The sequence below is a fragment of the Burkholderia sp. Bp8994 genome (genome assembly GCF_003853805.1).
Taxonomy (GTDB): domain Bacteria; phylum Pseudomonadota; class Gammaproteobacteria; order Burkholderiales; family Burkholderiaceae; genus Burkholderia.
Genome location: NZ_QTQH01000034.1, coordinates 1 through 17,149, shown reverse-complemented (window position 1 = coordinate 17,149; position 17,149 = coordinate 1). Strand labels below are relative to the sequence as shown.

Sequence of the window (17,149 nt, the reverse complement as noted above, 5' to 3'; positions counted from 1 at the left end):
TCACCACGCGATCGCGTACAGCGAGCCGAACGCGTTGTCGAGCGCACGGCGCACCGCCGGCGAATGCTGGTAGATCGCGATGAACTTGCGGATGCGCGCGTCGTTCACGCTCTCGGGCCGCACGACCCACTGGATCGCGAAGTTCTTGTTCTCGGTGCCGTCGAACAGCAGCGCGCTGTTCGGGTCGGTCGTGCCGGCGAGCTTGATGAAGCTCGGATAGCCCTGCGCGAGGTCGACGTCATCGAGCGAGCGCGCGAGCTGCGACGCTTCGAGCGGGATGATCTTCAGGTGTTTCGGGTTGGACACGATGTCGTGCGTCGTCGCGCGGTAGTCGGCGCCCGGCTTCAGCGTGATGAGGCCCGCGCGCTGCAGCAGCAGCAGCCCGCGCCCGCCGTTCACCGGGTCGTTCGCGATCGCGACACGCGCGCCGTCCTTCAGCTCGTCGAAGCGCTTCACCTTCTTCGAGTAGAGGCCGATCTTCATGATCGTGCCCGGCGCGATCGACACGAAGTTGTAACCGCCCTGCTTCTTCGCGTTCTCGAGAAACGGGATGTGCTGGAAGTAGTTGACGTCGATGTCCTTGTTCGCGAGCGCCGCGTTCGGCGTGTTCCAGTCGGTGAACTCGACGATCTTCACGTCGAGGCCCTGCTCCTTCGCCTCCTTCGCGGCAATCTTCAGCGCGTCGATCTGCGGGCTCGTCGAGATGCCGACCTTCAGCGGCGCGGTGTCGGCACGGGCGCCGTTCAGCATCAGGACGCCGAGCAGCGCGGCTGCCAGCAGGCGGGCCACGCGGCCGGAGGAAAAGCGGGCGGAAAAAACGGCATGCAGCATGGGAACCACTCTCCTGTCCAAAGACGGTATCGACGGATGAGCGGCGCCGCGGCGAACGCGCGGGCGTTCTCCGGACAGTCGTCGTCACATCGGAAAAAGATCAGCCGATGATAGAGAGCGGCAGGAAGGCGGTCTACGAAGCGATTGTGCGAAGAAAATCGCGTGCGGCGATATGGCGCCACGGCGCGCGTCCGATGCGCGGGCGGCCGCCCCGCCGGCCATCGGGCCGAAATCTCGGCCTGCCCGCCGGGCGAATTCCGAAATCTCGGCCAGCCGGGTGTTGCCATCCTTTCCCCAGACGAAACAAAATCCTTATAAATCAATGCCCTAAAAATATTCCGGCAGGCCGGAATGCTTGGCACGGGGGTTGCATTAAGAGACGCCACACGATGCCGCGTAGCAATGCGGGCATTCCAAACATCAGGAGACACGTCTTGCAGACCTCAATCCCCACCCAATCCCGTCCGGAGGCACTTGCCGAAGCCGGTCCCGCCACGCGCACACGCTTCTGGCCGGAAGGCTGGTGGAAGCTGATGGAAATCCGCATCGGCATCATCCCTCTGCCGGTCTACGTGATCCTGTTCGGGCTGATCGTCGGCTTCGCGGTGACGGGCAAGGTGCCCGGCGAGATCTCGATGGCGATCGCCGTGCTCGCGTTCTTCGGCTTCACCTGCGCGGAACTCGGCAAGCGCCTGCCGCTCTTGCGCAACATCGGCGCGGCCGCGATCTTCGCGACCTTCGTGCCGTCGGCGCTCACCTACTACCACGTGCTGCCGAAGCCGGTGCTGAACCTCACCGTCGAGTTCACGAAGTCGACCAACTTCCTGTACCTGTTCATCGCGTCGATCATCGTCGGCAGCATCCTGAGCATGGACCGGCGCGTGCTGATCCAGGGCTTCGTGAAGATCTTCATTCCGCTCGCCGCCGGTTCGGTCGCGGCCGCGATCGTCGGCACGGCGGTCGGCACCGCGCTCGGCCTCGGCGCGCGCCACACGCTGCTGTACATCGTCGTGCCGATCATGGCGGGCGGCGTCGGCGAAGGTGCGATTCCGCTGTCGATCGGCTATTCGGAACTGATGCACCTGCCGCAGGGCGAGATGTTCGCGATGGTGCTGCCGCCGGTGATGCTCGGCAGCCTGACCGCGATCATCCTGTCGGGCGCGCTCGACATGCTCGGCAAGCGCCTGCCGCACCTGACCGGCAACGGTCGCCTGCAGGTCGGCGAAAGCGGCGACATGACGCCGGAAAGCGAGGAGATCCGCGGCCACGTCGACGTCACGCACATCGCGGGCGCCGGCATCACGGCGATCACGCTGTACCTCGTCGGCCTGATGGCGCACAAGCTGTTCGGCCTGCCCGCGCCGGTCGCGATGCTGTTCCTCGCGGTGCTGGTGAAGCTCGCGCGCGCGGTGTCGCCGCCGCTGCAGGAAGGCGCGTTCGTCGTCTACAAGTTCTTCTCGACCGCCGTCACGTACCCGCTGCTGTTCGCGATCGGCGTCGCGATGACGCCGTGGGACAAGCTGACCGCCGCCTTCACGATCGTCAACGTCGTCACGATCGTGTCGACCGTCGCGACGCTGATGGGCACCGGTTTCGTGGTCGGCCGCCTGCTGAAGATGTACCCTATCGACACCGCAATCGTGAACGCCTGCCACAGCGGGCAAGGCGGCACCGGCGACGTCGCGATCCTGACCGCCGCGAACCGGATGCAGCTGATGCCGTTCGCGCAGATCGCCACGCGCATCGGCGGCGCGATCGTCGTCACCGTGACGCTGATCCTGGTCGCGCATTTCGGATGACGCGCCGCTGCGCGCACTGTCGCGCAGGCTGCTTCGCACGCGCCGCCGCCGGCTTTGCCGGCGCGCGGCGCGCGTCGTTGTGGCGGGGCGTTTGGGACGGCCGGAGTTGCGGACGGCCGGTCTCGGACGGCCGGTTGCGGGCATCGATGAGGGCGAACGTGCAGAAGAGCTTCAAGGGAATCCCGTGGTGGGGCTGGGCGTCGGCCGCCGTGCTGTATGTCGGCGTGGCGGGCGCGGCGGTCGATTTCGCGTGGGAACGCGCGATCGACGCGCTCGAGGAAACCGGCGCGCACCGGCTCGACCTGTATGCGTCGAGCCTCAAGAGCGAACTCGGCCGCTTCGAGATCCTGCCCGGCCTGGTCGCCCGGCAAGACGGCGTGCGCGCGCTGCTGCGGGCCGCGCCGCAAGACCGGCCCGCGCTCGCGCACACGGTGGACACGTATCTCGAAGCCGTGAACCGCGACGCGGGCAGCGGCGCCGTCGACGTGATCGACCTGCGGGGCGAAGTGATCGCCGCCAGCAACTGGAACGAGACGATCAGCTTCGTCGGCACCAACGTGTCGTACCGGCCGTACTTCAAGGATGCCCTGGCGCACGGCAGCGGCCGCTTCTTCGGGATCGGCACCAACACCGGCGTGCCGGGCGTCTACTTCGCGAGCGCGGTGCGCGACGGTGGCGTGCCGATCGGCGCGGCGGCCGTGAAGATCAGCGTCGACCCGCTCGAATCCGCGTGGCGCGCGCCGGGCGTCGCCGCGATGGTGGTCGACGGCAACGGCGTGATCGTGATCTCGACCGAGCCGGCGTGGAAGTTCACCGCGCTGCGCCCGATCACCGCGCAGCAGCAGCGCGACATCCAGGCGTCGCGGCAATACGCGGGCCGCACGGTCGACATGCTGCCCTACCGCCACCTCGGCGACCGCAGCGCCGCCGCATGGTTCGGCACGTTCCCCGATCCGCGTCACGCCGGCCGCAGCACGCGCTATCTCGTGATGTCGCGGCCCGCGCCGCAGGCCGGTGATTCGCTGATGGTGCTGCTCGACATCGCCGGCGCGCGGCGCCAGCAGCAGACCGCGTTCGCGTTCGTCACCGGCGCGCTCCTGATCGCCGCGCTGCTGGCCGGCTACGCGATCCAGCGGCGCCGGGCGATCGTCGCGCGGCTGAACGCGCAAGATGCGCTGCGCCGCGCGAACGACCGGCTCGAGCTGACCGTCGCGCAACGCACGGCCGCGCTGACGGCGGCGAACGAGCGGATGCAGCGCGAGATCGTCGAGCGCGAGCGCACCGAGCAGCGGCTGCGCGATTCACAACAGGAAGTCGTGCACGCGGGCAAGCTCGCGGTGCTCGGGCAGATGGCCGCGGGCCTCACGCACGAGCTGAACCAGCCGCTCGTCGCGATCCGCACGCTGTGCGACAACGCGCGTACGTTCTTCGAGCGCGGCCAGCCGGCGCCGGCGTATGCGAATCTCGAACGGATCGGCAAGCTCGTCGACAGCATGGCCGTGCTCACCGGCGAGCTGAAGACCTTCGCGCGCAAACCCGACGTCGAGCGCGTCGCGGTGTCGCTGAACGAGGCCGTCGCGCATGCGCGCCTCATCTACGATGCGCGGATCCGCGACGAAGGCGTGCAGCTCGACGTGAACATCGCGCCCGGCACGACGGTGTCCGCGGAATCGAGCCAGTTGCAGCAGGTGATCGTGAACCTGCTCGGCAACGCGCTCGACGCGGTGCACGACGCGCCGGTGCGGCGCATCGTGATCGAAGCCGCCGGGCCGGACGACGCCGGCCGCGTGCGCTTCTCGGTGGCCGACAGCGGCGCGGGCATCGCGCCCGACGTGCTGCCGCACCTGTTCGAGCCGTTCGTCACGACCAAGCCGCGCGGCCAGGGCCTCGGGCTCGGCCTCGCGATCACGTCGCGCATCGTCGAGGCGTTCGGCGCGAAGATCGCCGCGACGAACCGCGACGAAGGCGGCGCGCAGTTCAGTATCGAATTCGCGGCGGCGACGCCGCAACAGAGGATAGAGCATGGAAGATGAGATTCGCGTGCTGGTCGTCGAGGACGATGAAAACGTCCGGATCGGCGTCGAGCAGGCCGTCGCGCTCGCCGGGTTCCCGGTCGACGCATTCGCTTCGGCCGCCGACGCGCTCGCGCACGTCGCGCCGGGCGCCCCCGTCGTGATCGTGTCGGACGTGCGGATGCCCGGCATCGATGGGCTGCAGCTGCTCGACCGCGTGATGGCTCTCGATGCGCAGATTCCGGTCGTGCTGATCAGCGGCCACGCGGACATTTCGACGGCCGTCGGCGCGATGCAGGTCGGCGCATACGACTTCATCGAGAAGCCGTTTTCGTCGGACGTGATCGCGGGGCGCGTCGCGCGCGCGGTCGAGAAGCGCCGCCTGACGCTCGAGGTGCAGGGGCTGCGCGCGGCGCTGAACAACTGGCAGGGCATCGAGGCGTTCGTGCTCGGCAAGTCGCCCGCGATGGCCGACGTGCGCAAGAAGATCCTGCGGCTCGCCGATACGTCGGTGTCGGTGCTGATCACCGGCGAGACGGGCACCGGCAAGGAACTGATCGCACGCAGCCTGCACGACTTCGGCGGCCGGCGCGATGCCCATTTCGTCGCGCTGAATTGCGGCGGCCTGCCCGAGCAGGTGTTCGAGAGCGAGCTGTTCGGCCATGAGGCCGGCGCATTCACCGGCGCGATCAAGAAGCGCATCGGCAAGATCGAATGGGCGCACGGCGGCACGCTGTTCCTCGACGAGATCGAGACGATGCCGATTCCGCTGCAGATCAAGATGTTGCGCGTGCTGCAGGAGCGCGTGGTCGAGCGGCTCGGCGCGAACGAGCTGATTCCGGTCGACTGCCGCGTGGTGGCCGCATCGAAGGCCGATCTCGCCGAACTCGCGGCCGACGGGCGCTTCCGCGCGGACTTGCTGTATCGGCTCAACGTCGCGCAGATCGAGCTGCCGCCGCTGCGCGAGCGGCGCGAGGACGTGCCGCTGCTGTTCGAGCATTTCGTGCTCGCTGCCGCACGGCGCTTCGGGCAGCCGGCGCCGGTCGTCACGGCTGCGCAGGTGTCCGAACTGATGACGCATGCATGGCCCGGCAACGTGCGCGAATTGCAGAACGTGGCCGATCGCTTCGTGCTCGGGTTGACCGGCGACAGCCTGCTGTCGTCCGGCGGCGCGCCGGCGGCCGGCGGCACGCTTGCCGAGCAGATGGCGTATTTCGAGCGGATGCTGATCGAAGACATGCTGCGGCGTCACAACGGCAACGTGGCGGACGCGAGCGTCGCGCTCGGCATGCCGAAGAAGACGCTTTATCACAAGCTGCGCAACCTGCGGATTCCCGCGCGCGGCGACGCGGCGGCCGACGGCGGCGAATGACGCGAACGAGGATACGCAGAACAGCATGGATCGCATCGAAGTCACCGAACACGGCCGCATCGACGGCCACCTGATCCGCGGCGTCACGCGCGCGCAGAAAACCTTCCGACCGAGCGACTGGCCCGAGCGCCTCGCGGGTGTCATCACGCTGTTCGTCGGCGAGCGGCGGCCCGGCTATCCGTGCGCACTGTCGCGGCTCGCGATGCCGGTCGTCGACGGCAACGTCAAATGCCTGTTCGTGTCGGACGAATTGCGCGACGTATGCGCCGACGCGTTCGACTTCGCGATGCAGTTCGCCGCCGACAACGACCTTCCGGTCGAGCTTCAGACCGCACCCGCGCTGGCGGTGCGGAGCGCCTGAGCAAAAAGCGCGGTCACGCGATCGGCGCGCCCCTCATTGAACGTCTTGAGGCTCGCGACATATGTTTGGCCGTTTTCATGGCCGAGAATGAGGCCCCGCTACGATCGGGCGCCGCAGTCTCCTGGATCAGGCGCCACGCATTCGCTTTCTCGAACAACGCCCGGAAAGCATCAAGCGCCACGCGCGCCAGCATCGGGTTCGGCAGGGGTTTCGTATCGCACTCGCTTGGCCAAGTGAAATCACTTGGCCATGTTAAATAACATGGCCAAGTCATGACCATCGCCGGCGCGCCGCAAGCGTTGCTCGATTCGGCACCGCTTTCACTCGTCATTGTCGATGCCCGGCTCATTGTTCATGGCACCGGCCGAGACCTTCGCACATTCGGGGACGGAACATTAACGTACCCGATCCGTTACTCGACTCGTTCGCTGTCTCTCAGCCGGACAAGGGTTTTCAGCCGAGCCATCAATAAAATTGATCGTCACGATGAAAATTATGCGTTTTCCTTGCAGCTTGCCGTGAGGCATAGTTGCGACGTGATGACGCACCCATTGAGTTTTCAGTCATGAACATGCGAATCGAGCCTTCGGTGCTCGCGAACCCCGACCTGCAATTTGCGACGCTTTCGTCAGGCATCAGCCTGCCGTATGTCGAGCGGGGCAGCGGCGCGCCGATGGTGTTCGTGCACGGATCGTTGTGCGACTACCGTTACTGGGATCCGCAACTCGCGTCGCTGTCGGCCCACTACCGCTGCATCGCGCCGAGCCTGAGCCATTACTGGCCGGCCGTCGAGGCGGGCATCCAGGACGAGTTCAGCTGGCAGAACCACGTCGACGAGCTCGCCGAATTCATCGACGCGCTCGATCTCGGCCCCGTGCATCTCGTCGGCCACTCGCGTGGCGGCAGCGTCGCGTTCAACGTCGCGCGCCAGCATCCGCAGCTCGTCGACACGCTGACGCTCGCCGATCCGGGCGGCCCGCTGCAACAGCCGGGCGTGCGCGAAGCCGCGCTGCCGGCCGCCGCGATCGCGCTGCGCACGCAGGCCGTGAATCTGATCGGGCAAGGCGAAGTGGAAGCCGGCCTCGAGATGTTCGTCGACTCGGTGAGCCTGCCGGGCGCGTGGAAGAAGAGCACGTCGCGCTTTCGCACGATGGCGATCGACAACGCGAGCACGCTGCCGAAGCAGCTGCAGGATCCGCTGCCCGCGTATTCGCAGCACACGGCATCGGATATCGCGTGCCGCACGCTGCTGATCGACGGCCAGCGCAGCCCGAAGATGTTCCGCAACAACGTCGACACGCTTTCGCAGTGGATCGGCGATGCGCAACGGCAGACCGTCGCCGGTGCGTCGCACGGGATGAACGCGGCGAGCCCCGCCGTGTTCAACCGCTACGTGCACGAGTTCGTCGCGGCATAAGTTCACGGGCGGCGTTCGTGTCGCCCGACTTTCCTGCTTCAACCGGTTCAAAGACGGTGCGGGTCCGGGCTGCATCGCTTCTCGTTGGCAGGCGCCGGTCGACTTGACCGTTAGTTGCAACACTCGCCCCCCACACACCACAATCACCAAGCAAAAACCCCGGTCACGCAGGCTTGCGCCCACGTACCGGGGTTCGATTCGTCGACGACCGGGCGGGCGGTGCATCGTATCGCCCGTCGTCGCGCACGCTCAACGCGCGGCCACCGCCTCCTTGACGGACGACGCCGCATCGCCGACCGCCGTCGGCGCCGCGCCCCATCCGCCGCCCAGCGCACGGATCAGGTTCACGGTCGACACGGCCTGCGCCCCGGTCAGCTGGTTCGCCTGCAATTGCGACTGCAGCACCGACCGTTCGCTGTCGATCACGTCGAGATAGGCCACTTCGCCTTCCTGATACTGCGTCCGCGACAGCGTCGCCGCACGGCGCGACGCATTGACGGCCGCATCCTGCGCGCGAATCTGGTCGTCGAGCAGACGCAGGTCGGCGAGATTGTCCTCGACCTCGCGGAACGCGACGAGCACCTGCTGCCGGTAGTTCGCGACCTGCTCGTCGTACTGCGCGCGCGCCTGCTGCACGCCGGCCGCCCGCCGCCCGCCGTCGAACAGCGGCAGCGTCAGCGCGGTGCCGGCGAACGGCCCGAGCAGGAACGTGCGGCTCGACCACATGAACAGGTTGCCGAGCGTCGACGCCTCATAGCCGAATGCACCCGTGATATCCAGCTTCGGGAAGTACGCCGACTTCGCGAGACCGATCCGCGCGTTCGCGGCCGCCATCGCGCGCTCGGCCGCCGACACGTCCGGGCGGCGTTCGAGCAATGCCGACGGCAGACCCGGCGGGACCTTCACCGCGACCGGCACGATCGGCGTTTCCTTGAACGCGAAGTCCGCGGGCGCCTTGCCGAGCAGGATCGCGAGCGCATGCTCGGACGCCGCGCGCCGGCGCGCGACGCCGACCGCATCGGCCTGCGCGGTTGCCAGCTCGTTCTTCGCGCGCGACACGTCGAGCTCGCTGATGTCGCCTTCGTTGAAGCGGCGCTGTACGAGCTTCAGCGCCTGATCACGCAGTTCGACCGTGCGGCGGTACAGGTCCTGGTCCGAGTCGAGCTGGCGCAGTTCGAAGTAGTTCTGCGCGACGTCCGCCTGCAGCGCGAGCTGCACCGAGCGGAACAGCGCCTCGCTCTGCGCCTGGTCGGCACGCGACGCCTCGACGTTGCGGCTCACGCGGCCGAACAGGTCGGCCTCGTACGACACCGTGCCCTGCGCGCGCCACAGCGTCGCGGTGGTCGGGCCCGTGCCCTGCGGCTGGAACTGCGACGCCGACGACAGCCCTTCGCGCGTCGGCCCGAACCCGGCGCCGACCTGCGGAAACCACTGCGAGCGCGCGGTGCGGGTCGCCGCACGCGCTTCCTCGACGCGCGCCGCCGCGGCCTTCAGGTTCTGGTTCGCGGCGAGCGCCTGCGACTCGAGCGAGTCGAGCACCGGATCGCCGAACACCTTCCACCATTCGCCGCGATGCTCGCCGTCCGCCGGTTCGGCGGTCTTCCACGTGCCGGCCTGTTCGCCGGCCGCGAGCGTCGGCGCTTCCTTGAACGCCGCGGGCGTCGACACGTCCGGGCGCTTGTAGTCGGGCCCCACCGCGCACGCGGCGAGCAGCGTCGCGAGCAGGGTGCTCGCGGCCGCCACCTTCGCGAAGCGCATCAGGCCATTCGTGTTGTGCATGTTGTCCATCTTGTTGTCCTCAAGCATCCGTAGCCGGCGCACCGGAAGGCGACACGCCATAACCGGCCGAGTCCTTGCCCGCGACGTGGATCTTGCCGCCCGCCAGCGTGCGCAGCACGACGTAGAACACCGGCGTCAGCATCAGCCCGAACAGCGTCACGCCGAGCATCCCGAAGAACACCGCGACACCCATCGCATGGCGCATTTCCGAACCCGCCCCCGTCGACGTGACGAGCGGCACGACACCCATGATGAAGGCGATCGATGTCATCAATATCGGGCGCAGCCGCAGCCGGCTCGCCTCGATCGCGGCCTCGAACGGCGTCCTGCCGTCATGCTCCAGTTCGCGTGCGAATTCGACGATCAGGATCGCGTTCTTCGCGGACAGCCCCACCAGCACCATCAAGCCGATCTGCGTGAAGATGTTGTTGTCGCCCTGCGTGAGCCACACACCCGTCAGCGCCGACAGAATGCTCATCGGCACGATCAGGATCACCGCGAGCGGCAGCGTCAGGCTTTCATACAGCGCGGCGAGCACGAGGAACACGAGCAGCACGCTGATCGGGAACACGTACATCGCCGAATCGCCTGCCAGGATCTGCTGGTACGTGAGGTCGGTCCATTCGAACCGCACGCCGCGCGGCAGCGTTTCATGCGCGATACGCTCGATCGCCGCCTGTGCCTGACCCGACGAGAAGCCCGGCGCCGGGCCGCCGTTGATGTCGGCTGCGGTGTAGCCGTTGTAGCGCACGACCATTTCCGGGCCGAACGTCGGCGTCACCGTGACGAGCGACGACAGCGGCACCATTTCGCCACGGTCGTTGCGCGTCTTCAGCTGCAGGATGTCGTCCGCGCGCTGACGGAACGGTGCATCGGCCTGCACGCGCACCTGGTACACGCGTCCGAAGCGGTTGAAGTCGTTCACGTACAGCGAGCCGAGATACACCTGCATCGTGTTGAACACGTCGGTGACCGGCACGCCGAGCTGCTTCGCCTTCACGCGGTCGAGATCGACATTCAGCTGCGGCACGTTGATCTGGTAGCTCGTAAACAACGGGCCCAGCTCAGGCGCCTGCTGCGCGCGCTTGATGAAGTCGTTGGTCGCATCCGACAGCTTCGCGTAGCCGACCGCGCCGCGATCCTCGATCTGCATCTTGAACCCGCCGAGCGTGCCGAGGCCGAGCACCGGCGGCGGCGGGAACACCGCGACGAACGAATCCTTGATCGCACCGTACTGCTGGTTCAGCGCACCGGCGATCGCACCGGCCGACAGCGCCTTGCCGTGCCGCTCCGAGAACGGCTTGAGCGTGACGAACACGATGCCCGCGCTCGAGCTGTTGGTGAAGCCGTTCACCGACAGCCCCGGGAACGCGACCGCGCTCTCGACGCCCGGCTGCTTCAGCGCGATCGAACCCATGTCGCGGATCACCTTCTCGGTGCGGTCGAGCGACGCGCCGTTCGGCAGCTGCGCGAACGCGATCAGGTATTCCTTGTCCTGCGCGGGCACGAAGCCGCCCGGCACGACCTTCGACACGAGCACGGTCGCACCCACCAGCACGAGGTACACGCCGAGCATCAGGGTCTTGCGCGACAGCACGCCGCGCACGCCGCGGCCGTAGTTCTCCGCGCCGCGATGGAACACCTTGTTGAAGCCGCGGAAGAAGCCGCCGAGCACGCGGTTCATCACGCGCGTGAGCCAGTCTTCCTTGTCGCCGTGGCCCTTCAGCAGGATCGCGGACAGCGCCGGCGACAGCGTCAGCGAGTTGAACGCCGAGATCACCGTCGAGATCGCGATCGTCATCGCGAACTGCTTGTAGAACTGGCCGGTCAGGCCCGACATGAACGCGAGCGGCACGAACACGGCGACGAGCGTCAGCGCGATCGCGATGATCGGCCCGCTCACTTCCTGCATCGCCTTGTAGGTCGCCGCCCGCGCGTTCATCCCGCTCTCGATGTTGCGCTCGACGTTCTCGACCACCACGATCGCATCGTCGACCACGATCCCGATCGCGAGCACCATCCCGAACAGCGACAGCGCGTTGATCGAATACCCGAACGCCAGCAGCAGCGAGAACGTGCCGATGATCGACACCGGCACCGCGATCAGCGGAATCAGCGACGCGCGCCAGGTCTGCAGGAACACGATCACGACGATCACGACCAGCGCGATCGCTTCGAGCAGCGTGTGCACCACGGCCTTGATCGACGAGCGCACGAACTGCGTCGGGTCATAGACGATCTTGTAGTCGACGCCGGCCGGCATGTCCTGCTTCAGCTCGGCCATCGTCTTGCGCACTTCGTCGGAGATCTGCAGCGAGTTCGCGCCCGGCGACTGGTTGATCGCCATCGCGACGGCCGGCTTGTTGTCGAGCAGCGAGCGCAGCCCGTACTCGGACGCGTCCAGCTCGATGCGCGCGATGTCGCGCAGATGCGTGACGCCGCCGTCCGGCGTCGTCTTCACGACGATGTCGCCGAACTCGTCTTCCGTCTGCAGACGGCCACGCGCGTTCACCGACAGTTGCAGCGGCGTGCCGGGCAGCGACGGCGACGCGCCGATCACGCCGGCCGCGACCTGCACGTTCTGCTCGCGGATGGCCTGCACGACGTCCTCGGCCGACAGTCCGCGCTGCGCGACCTTCTGCGGATCGAGCCACACGCGCATCGCGTAGTCGCCCGAACCCCACAGCTGCACCTGGCCGACGCCCTGGATCCGCGACAGGCGATCCTTCACGTTGATCAGCGCGTAGTTGCGCAGGTAGGTCATGTCGTAGCGGTTGTCCGGCGAGATCAGGTGGACCACCATCGTCAGCGTCGGCGAGCTCTTCACCGTGGTGATGCCGAGCCGCTGCACGTCTTCCGGCAGGCGCGGCAACGCCTGGTTCACGCGGTTCTGCACGAGCTGCGTGGCCTTGTCCGGATCGGTGCCGAGCTTGAACGTGACGGTGATCGTCATGTTGCCGTCGCTGTTCGCCTGCGACTGCATGTAGAGCATGTCCTCGACGCCGTTGATCTGCTCTTCCAGCGGCGACGCGACCGTCTCGGCGATCACTTTCGGGTTCGCGCCCGGATACTGCGCCTTCACGATCACGGACGGCGGCACGACTTCCGGATACTCCGAAATCGGCAGCAGGAACATCGCGATCACCCCGCCGAGCAGGACGATCACCGATAGGACTCCTGCAAAGATCGGCCGGTCGATAAAGAATTTGGAAATGTTCATGGGTTGCTCTGTCTGGTTGAACGCGGAAATCGAAGCGGCGGGCCGCTTACGATTCCGCCTTCGCCGGTGCGGCCGGCTTCGCGTTGTCCGCGAGCGGCGCGGACGGCGCATCGCCGCCCGTCATCGGGACCATGTGCGGCTTCACCTGCTCGCCCGGCCGCACGCGCTGCGTGCCGTTCACGATCACGCGATCGCCGGCGGCGAGGCCACTCACGATCACGCGCCGGTTGCCGTGCTGCATGCCCTGCTGCACTTCGCGATACGACACGCGGCCCTGCTGGTCGACGACGAACACGAACTTCTTGTCCTGGTCGGTGTTGATCGCCGCATCGTCGACGAGCAGCGCCTCGTGCGGTGCGCTGCCGCCCACCTTCACGCGCGCGTAGAGCCCGGGGACGAGCGTGCCGTCCGCGTTGTCGAAGCGCGCGCGCACGCGGATCGTGCCGGACGACGTGTCGAGCCGGTTGTCGACCGAGTCGATCTCGCCGCTGCGCGAGTAGCCGGTTTCATTCGCGAGGCCGAGCTCGACCGGCACCTTGCGGCCGTTGCGCGCGCCGTTGATGTATTGCAGGTAGGTCTGCTCGTCCGCGTCGAACGACGCGTAGATCGGCGACACCGACACCAGCGTCGTCAGCGGCGCGGCGGACGCGCCGGCCGACACGACGTTGCCGAGCGTGATTTCCGCGCGCGACACTCGGCCCGACACGGGTGCGGTGATGCGCGTATAGCCGAGGTTGATGCGCGCCGTTTCCAGCGCGGCTTCGGCGGCCTTCAGGTTCGCCGTCGCTTCGCGCGCCGCGTTCTGCTTCTCGTCGTAGTCGCGCTTCGCGATCGCGTTGTCGCCGATCAAGCGCTGCGCGCGCTGCCAGTCGCTTTGCGCATAGCCGTTGCGGGCCTGCGCGGCGGCGAGCTGCGCGGCCGCGCGGTCGGTTTCCGCCTGGTACGGGCGCGGATCGATCACGAACAGCACGTCGCCCTTCTTCACGAGCGCGCCGTCCTTGAAGTTCACCGCGACGATCGTGCCCGACACCTGCGGGCGCACGTCGACTTTCTCGACCGCCTCGAGGCGGCCCGAATAGCCTTGCCAGTCGGTGACGGTCTGCGGCACGACGGTCGCGACGTCGACTTCGGGCAGCGGCGCTGCCGCCTTTTCGGGCGCGTTCGCGTTCACGCGCATCGCGCCGAACGTGCCGAGGCCGACGACGGCGAGCGTCGCGATCGCCGCGGTCGCGATTCGGGAGCGGGAGGTGCGTAGGATGGCCATGTGGATCTCCAATAAGCGTGGATTGGTTCTGGTTATTCGGAACGGTTCGGCTGGCGCGCCTGGAAGCGGCACTGGAAGAAGCGCACGGCCTCCTCGAGCGCGGCCTCGTGCGTCGCGAGCGCCGCGTGCGTGACGTCCGGGTAGCGGATCACCTGCGTGAGCACGCCCGATGAAATCAGGCAGCCCGCATATTTCTCCGCTTCGACGTGCAGCACGTCGTTCTGCGCGGTGACGACGAGCGTCGGCGGCAGGCCCGCGAGGCGCACCGATTCGAGCGGCGCCGCATACGGGTGCATGCGCTGCGCCGCCTGCGGCAAATAGGCGCGATAACAGGCCGCGCATTCGCGCGCGGTGATGTCCGACGCAAGGCGTTCGGCGTCGCCGATGCGCGTCATGCTCGGGTCGAGCATCGGCCCGAACAGGGCCTGCGCGGCAATCGACACTTCGCCGCGATCGCGCGCGATGAACGCGAGACAGTTCGCGAGCTGGCCGCCCGCATCGTGCCCCGCGACGCCGATCTTCTTCGGATTGCCGCCGAACGCGCGGGCGCGCGTCGCGGCCCACACGGCCGCGCGATACGCATCCTCCGGCGCGGCCGGAAAAGGAAAGGCCGGCGCGAGCGAATAATCGACCGACACTACGAGAGCCGGTAAGCGTTCTGCTAAAAAGCGCGCGGCGAAATCGGCGTCATCCAGCGTGCCGCGCACGAAACCGCCGCCGTGGAAGTAAAGCACTACCGGCAATCCGGTCTTGTCCGCGCGCCGATAGAGGCGCAGCACGATGTCCTGCGCGTAGCCGGGGATTTCCACCTCCGCGACCGTCAGTGCCGCGCCGGCTCTGGCTTCGGCGGGCAACGCGGCTTTCAGGAATTTGCTGAATTCAGAAGCGTCCATGACGATGCAGCATCCATTTCGAGATGGAACGAATTCTGGGTCCGGCAGACATCCGGATAAATGCCTATAATCCGGCAACACAATTCAACGCCCCCGAACAATCCAGGCTGCGCTTACCCATGAGGTAGCGCAGCCTTGTCGTTCGGGCGGCAAATTAGATTGCGGAGGTTGTGATGGACCGGCTTCAGGCCATGCAGGTGTTTACTCGCGTCGTCGATACAAGCAGCTTCACCAAGGCAGCAGAGTCGCTCAGCCTGCCGCGGGCGTCCGTCACGACGATCATCCAGAATCTCGAAGCCTTCCTCGGCGTGCGGCTGATGCACCGGACCACGCGCCGGCTGTCGCTCACGCCGGACGGGGCCGCGTACTACGAACGCTGCGTGCGGATCCTCGCCGATGTCGAGGAAACCGAAGCAAGCTTCCAGAACAACAACCGCAAGCCGCACGGAAAGTTGCGTATCGACATGCCGGGCTCGATCGGGCGGCTGCTGGTGATTCCGTCGCTGTGCGAATTCCACACGCGCTATCCGGACATCGACCTGCAGCTCGGCCTGTCCGACCGGCCGGTCGACCTGCTGCAGGAAGGCGTCGACTGCGTGATCCGCGTCGGTGCGCTGCAGGATTCGTCGCTGGTTGCGCGCCGGGTCGGATTGTTCGAGTGCGTGTCGGTCGCTGCGCCCGCGTATCTCGAGAAGTTCGGCGAGCCGCGGACGATCGAGGATCTGAACGACCACAAGGCCGTCAACTACTTCTCGAGCCGCACGGGCCGCACGATCGACTGGACGTTCCTGACCGACGGCAAGGAAGTCGAGGTCAAGATGAACGCGATCGTGTCGGTCAACGATGCCGATGCGTACGTGACGTGCGGGCTCGAAGGCTTCGGCCTGATCCAGCCGCCGCTGTTCATGGTGCTGCCGCACCTGCGCGACGGCCGGCTCAAGGAAGTGCTGCCCGGCCTCAAGCCGCTGCCGATGCCGATCTCGGTCGTGTATCCGCACAGCCGGCACCTGTCGCCGAAGGTACGCGTGTTCGTCGACTGGATCGCCGAAGTGTTCGACCGCTGCCCGCTGCTGAGCGGCAAGGGCAGCCTCGACGCGACGTGCAGCAAGCGCACGTTCGAGGAAGCCGAGCGCGCACCGGCGCTCGACACGCCGGTCATCAACGAGTGGGTCGCGTAATCGTCTGAACCGCGGCGCGCGGGCTGTGCGGCCCGCGCGCCGTCCTGCCTTCGCGCCGCCACGGCGTCACGTTCGTGCCGCCTTCCCCGCCCCGCACAGCGCCTTTCCTGAATCCGCATCACACCTTTGCGCCGTGCGCGGCAATCGGCCGCGTGCGTGACGACGCGCGTCGCGCTAAATCGCCGGGAGCCCCGCTGCAGGCGGCTGTGCGCGATTTTCGAGTAACCCTGCCGACAGTACGGATCGCGATTGTTCCACCATCACGACAATTCAATTCGCGTCAGCCGCATTTATCGCGCCGGAACGTCCCCCTAGAGTAAACCCTGTCGCGCACCTCGTTGCGCATCGAACAGATCCCGCTTGACGGGACCGGAGCAAGCGCCGACGCGCCAACTCCGACCAACACAGGAGTTACGTCATGAACCGCCGCCATCTTCTCTCCGCCGTCGCCCTCGCACTCGCCGTGTCCGCACCGGCCTTCGCCGATACGACCACCCCGCACGCAGGCGACTACGCGAACACGTCGTGGTACACGCAGCACAACAACGGCCCGCGCACGCGCGCCGAAGTCAGCGCGGAAGTCGAGCAGGCCCGCCGCGACGGCACGCTGGCCTGGCTGCGCAAGGCGAATTCGTATCCGCAAGGGCTCGAACTCGCGCAAGGCCCGTATCGCCCGACACCGGAAGGCAATCAGCTCGCCGGCGCAGGCCGTTGAGCATCGGTCAACGCGCAACGCCGCGCAGCGGATGATCCGCGGCGCGGCATCGAGACACCGCCATCGAACACCCGATTAGTCAGTTAGTTGCAGGAGCCTGTGATGAACGATCAACTTCCTTCGCCGCTCGATCATTGGGACGACACGACGCCCGTCTGGACGCCGTTCCGTTCCGCGCCGCACGCGCATTGAACTTCGCGTCGATCTCTCGCTGAAGACGCTGGCCGTCAACGGCGCGGCACGCCGTCGCGCCATTCGCCCCAGTGCGTGACGATGTCCTGAACGAGCGGATTGCCCGCGCGGTACAG

13 protein-coding genes are annotated in these 17,149 nt (G+C 67.1%); 8 read left to right on the top strand and 5 right to left on the bottom strand.

Going from position 1 to position 17,149, the window contains the following annotated elements:
* Positions 1–831 carry a MetQ/NlpA family ABC transporter substrate-binding protein gene (locus DIE04_RS28285; protein ID WP_124489343.1) on the bottom strand — a complete coding sequence of 277 codons (831 nt, stop codon included), beginning with the start codon at positions 829–831 and terminating at the stop codon, positions 1–3.
* 434 nt (positions 832–1,265) lie between these two features.
* Here DIE04_RS28285 and DIE04_RS28280 point away from each other — a divergent pair, with 434 nt between their 5' ends.
* From DIE04_RS28280 to DIE04_RS28250, 6 genes are all read left to right on the top strand, one after another.
* Positions 1,266–2,630, top strand: a complete 1,365-nt coding sequence (locus tag DIE04_RS28280) for a 2-hydroxycarboxylate transporter family protein (RefSeq protein WP_124523783.1) — start codon at positions 1,266–1,268, stop codon at positions 2,628–2,630.
* A 146-nt stretch (positions 2,631–2,776) separates the two neighbouring features.
* On the top strand, positions 2,777–4,663 hold the full coding sequence (locus DIE04_RS28275) for an ATP-binding protein (RefSeq protein ID WP_124489341.1): 1,887 nt from the start codon (positions 2,777–2,779) through the stop codon (positions 4,661–4,663).
* Positions 4,653–6,014 (top strand): sigma-54 dependent transcriptional regulator, encoded by a 1,362-nt coding sequence (locus tag DIE04_RS28270; protein WP_124489340.1) that lies wholly within the window; start codon positions 4,653–4,655, stop codon positions 6,012–6,014. The genes DIE04_RS28275 and DIE04_RS28270 overlap by 11 nt, the downstream gene beginning before the upstream one ends.
* Before the next feature lie 25 nt (positions 6,015–6,039).
* Positions 6,040–6,375 (top strand): DUF3579 domain-containing protein, encoded by a 336-nt coding sequence (locus tag DIE04_RS28265; RefSeq protein ID WP_124489339.1) that lies wholly within the window; start codon positions 6,040–6,042, stop codon positions 6,373–6,375.
* A 272-nt stretch (positions 6,376–6,647) separates the two neighbouring features.
* Entirely contained in the window at positions 6,648–6,944 is a 297-nt protein-coding gene (locus tag DIE04_RS28255; RefSeq protein ID WP_124489338.1) for a hypothetical protein, read from the top strand.
* On the top strand, positions 6,941–7,792 hold the full coding sequence (locus tag DIE04_RS28250; protein ID WP_044845756.1) for an alpha/beta fold hydrolase: 852 nt from the start codon (positions 6,941–6,943) through the stop codon (positions 7,790–7,792). Before DIE04_RS28255 ends, DIE04_RS28250 begins: the two co-directional genes overlap by 4 nt.
* Positions 7,793–8,041: 249 nt before the next feature.
* On the opposite strand, the gene opcM is transcribed toward DIE04_RS28250, so the two are convergent.
* From opcM to DIE04_RS28230, 4 genes are read right to left on the bottom strand one after another with little or no spacing between them, the layout of a single operon-like run.
* On the bottom strand, positions 8,042–9,580 hold the full coding sequence (gene opcM, locus DIE04_RS28245; protein ID WP_124489337.1) for a multidrug efflux transporter outer membrane subunit OpcM: 1,539 nt from the start codon (positions 9,578–9,580) through the stop codon (positions 8,042–8,044).
* A 10-nt stretch (positions 9,581–9,590) separates the two neighbouring features.
* A complete protein-coding gene (gene ceoB / locus DIE04_RS28240) occupies positions 9,591–12,791 on the bottom strand; it encodes a multidrug efflux RND transporter permease subunit CeoB (protein ID WP_124489336.1) in 3,201 nt (1,066 codons plus the stop codon).
* Between the two features lie 46 nt (positions 12,792–12,837).
* Positions 12,838–14,055, bottom strand: a complete 1,218-nt coding sequence (gene ceoA / locus DIE04_RS28235) for a multidrug efflux RND transporter periplasmic adaptor subunit CeoA (RefSeq protein ID WP_044845762.1) — start codon at positions 14,053–14,055, stop codon at positions 12,838–12,840.
* 32 nt (positions 14,056–14,087) lie between these two features.
* Entirely contained in the window at positions 14,088–14,948 is an 861-nt protein-coding gene (locus DIE04_RS28230) for an alpha/beta hydrolase (RefSeq protein ID WP_044845763.1), read from the bottom strand.
* Between the two features lie 173 nt (positions 14,949–15,121).
* Between DIE04_RS28230 and ceoR the strand changes: the two genes are divergently transcribed.
* Entirely contained in the window at positions 15,122–16,126 is a 1,005-nt protein-coding gene (gene ceoR, locus DIE04_RS28225; protein ID WP_044845764.1) for a putative multidrug efflux transcriptional regulator CeoR, read from the top strand.
* 418 nt (positions 16,127–16,544) lie between these two features.
* Positions 16,545–16,841, top strand: a complete 297-nt coding sequence (locus DIE04_RS28220) for a DUF4148 domain-containing protein (RefSeq protein WP_044845765.1) — start codon at positions 16,545–16,547, stop codon at positions 16,839–16,841.
* Positions 16,842–17,149 lie beyond the last annotated feature (308 nt).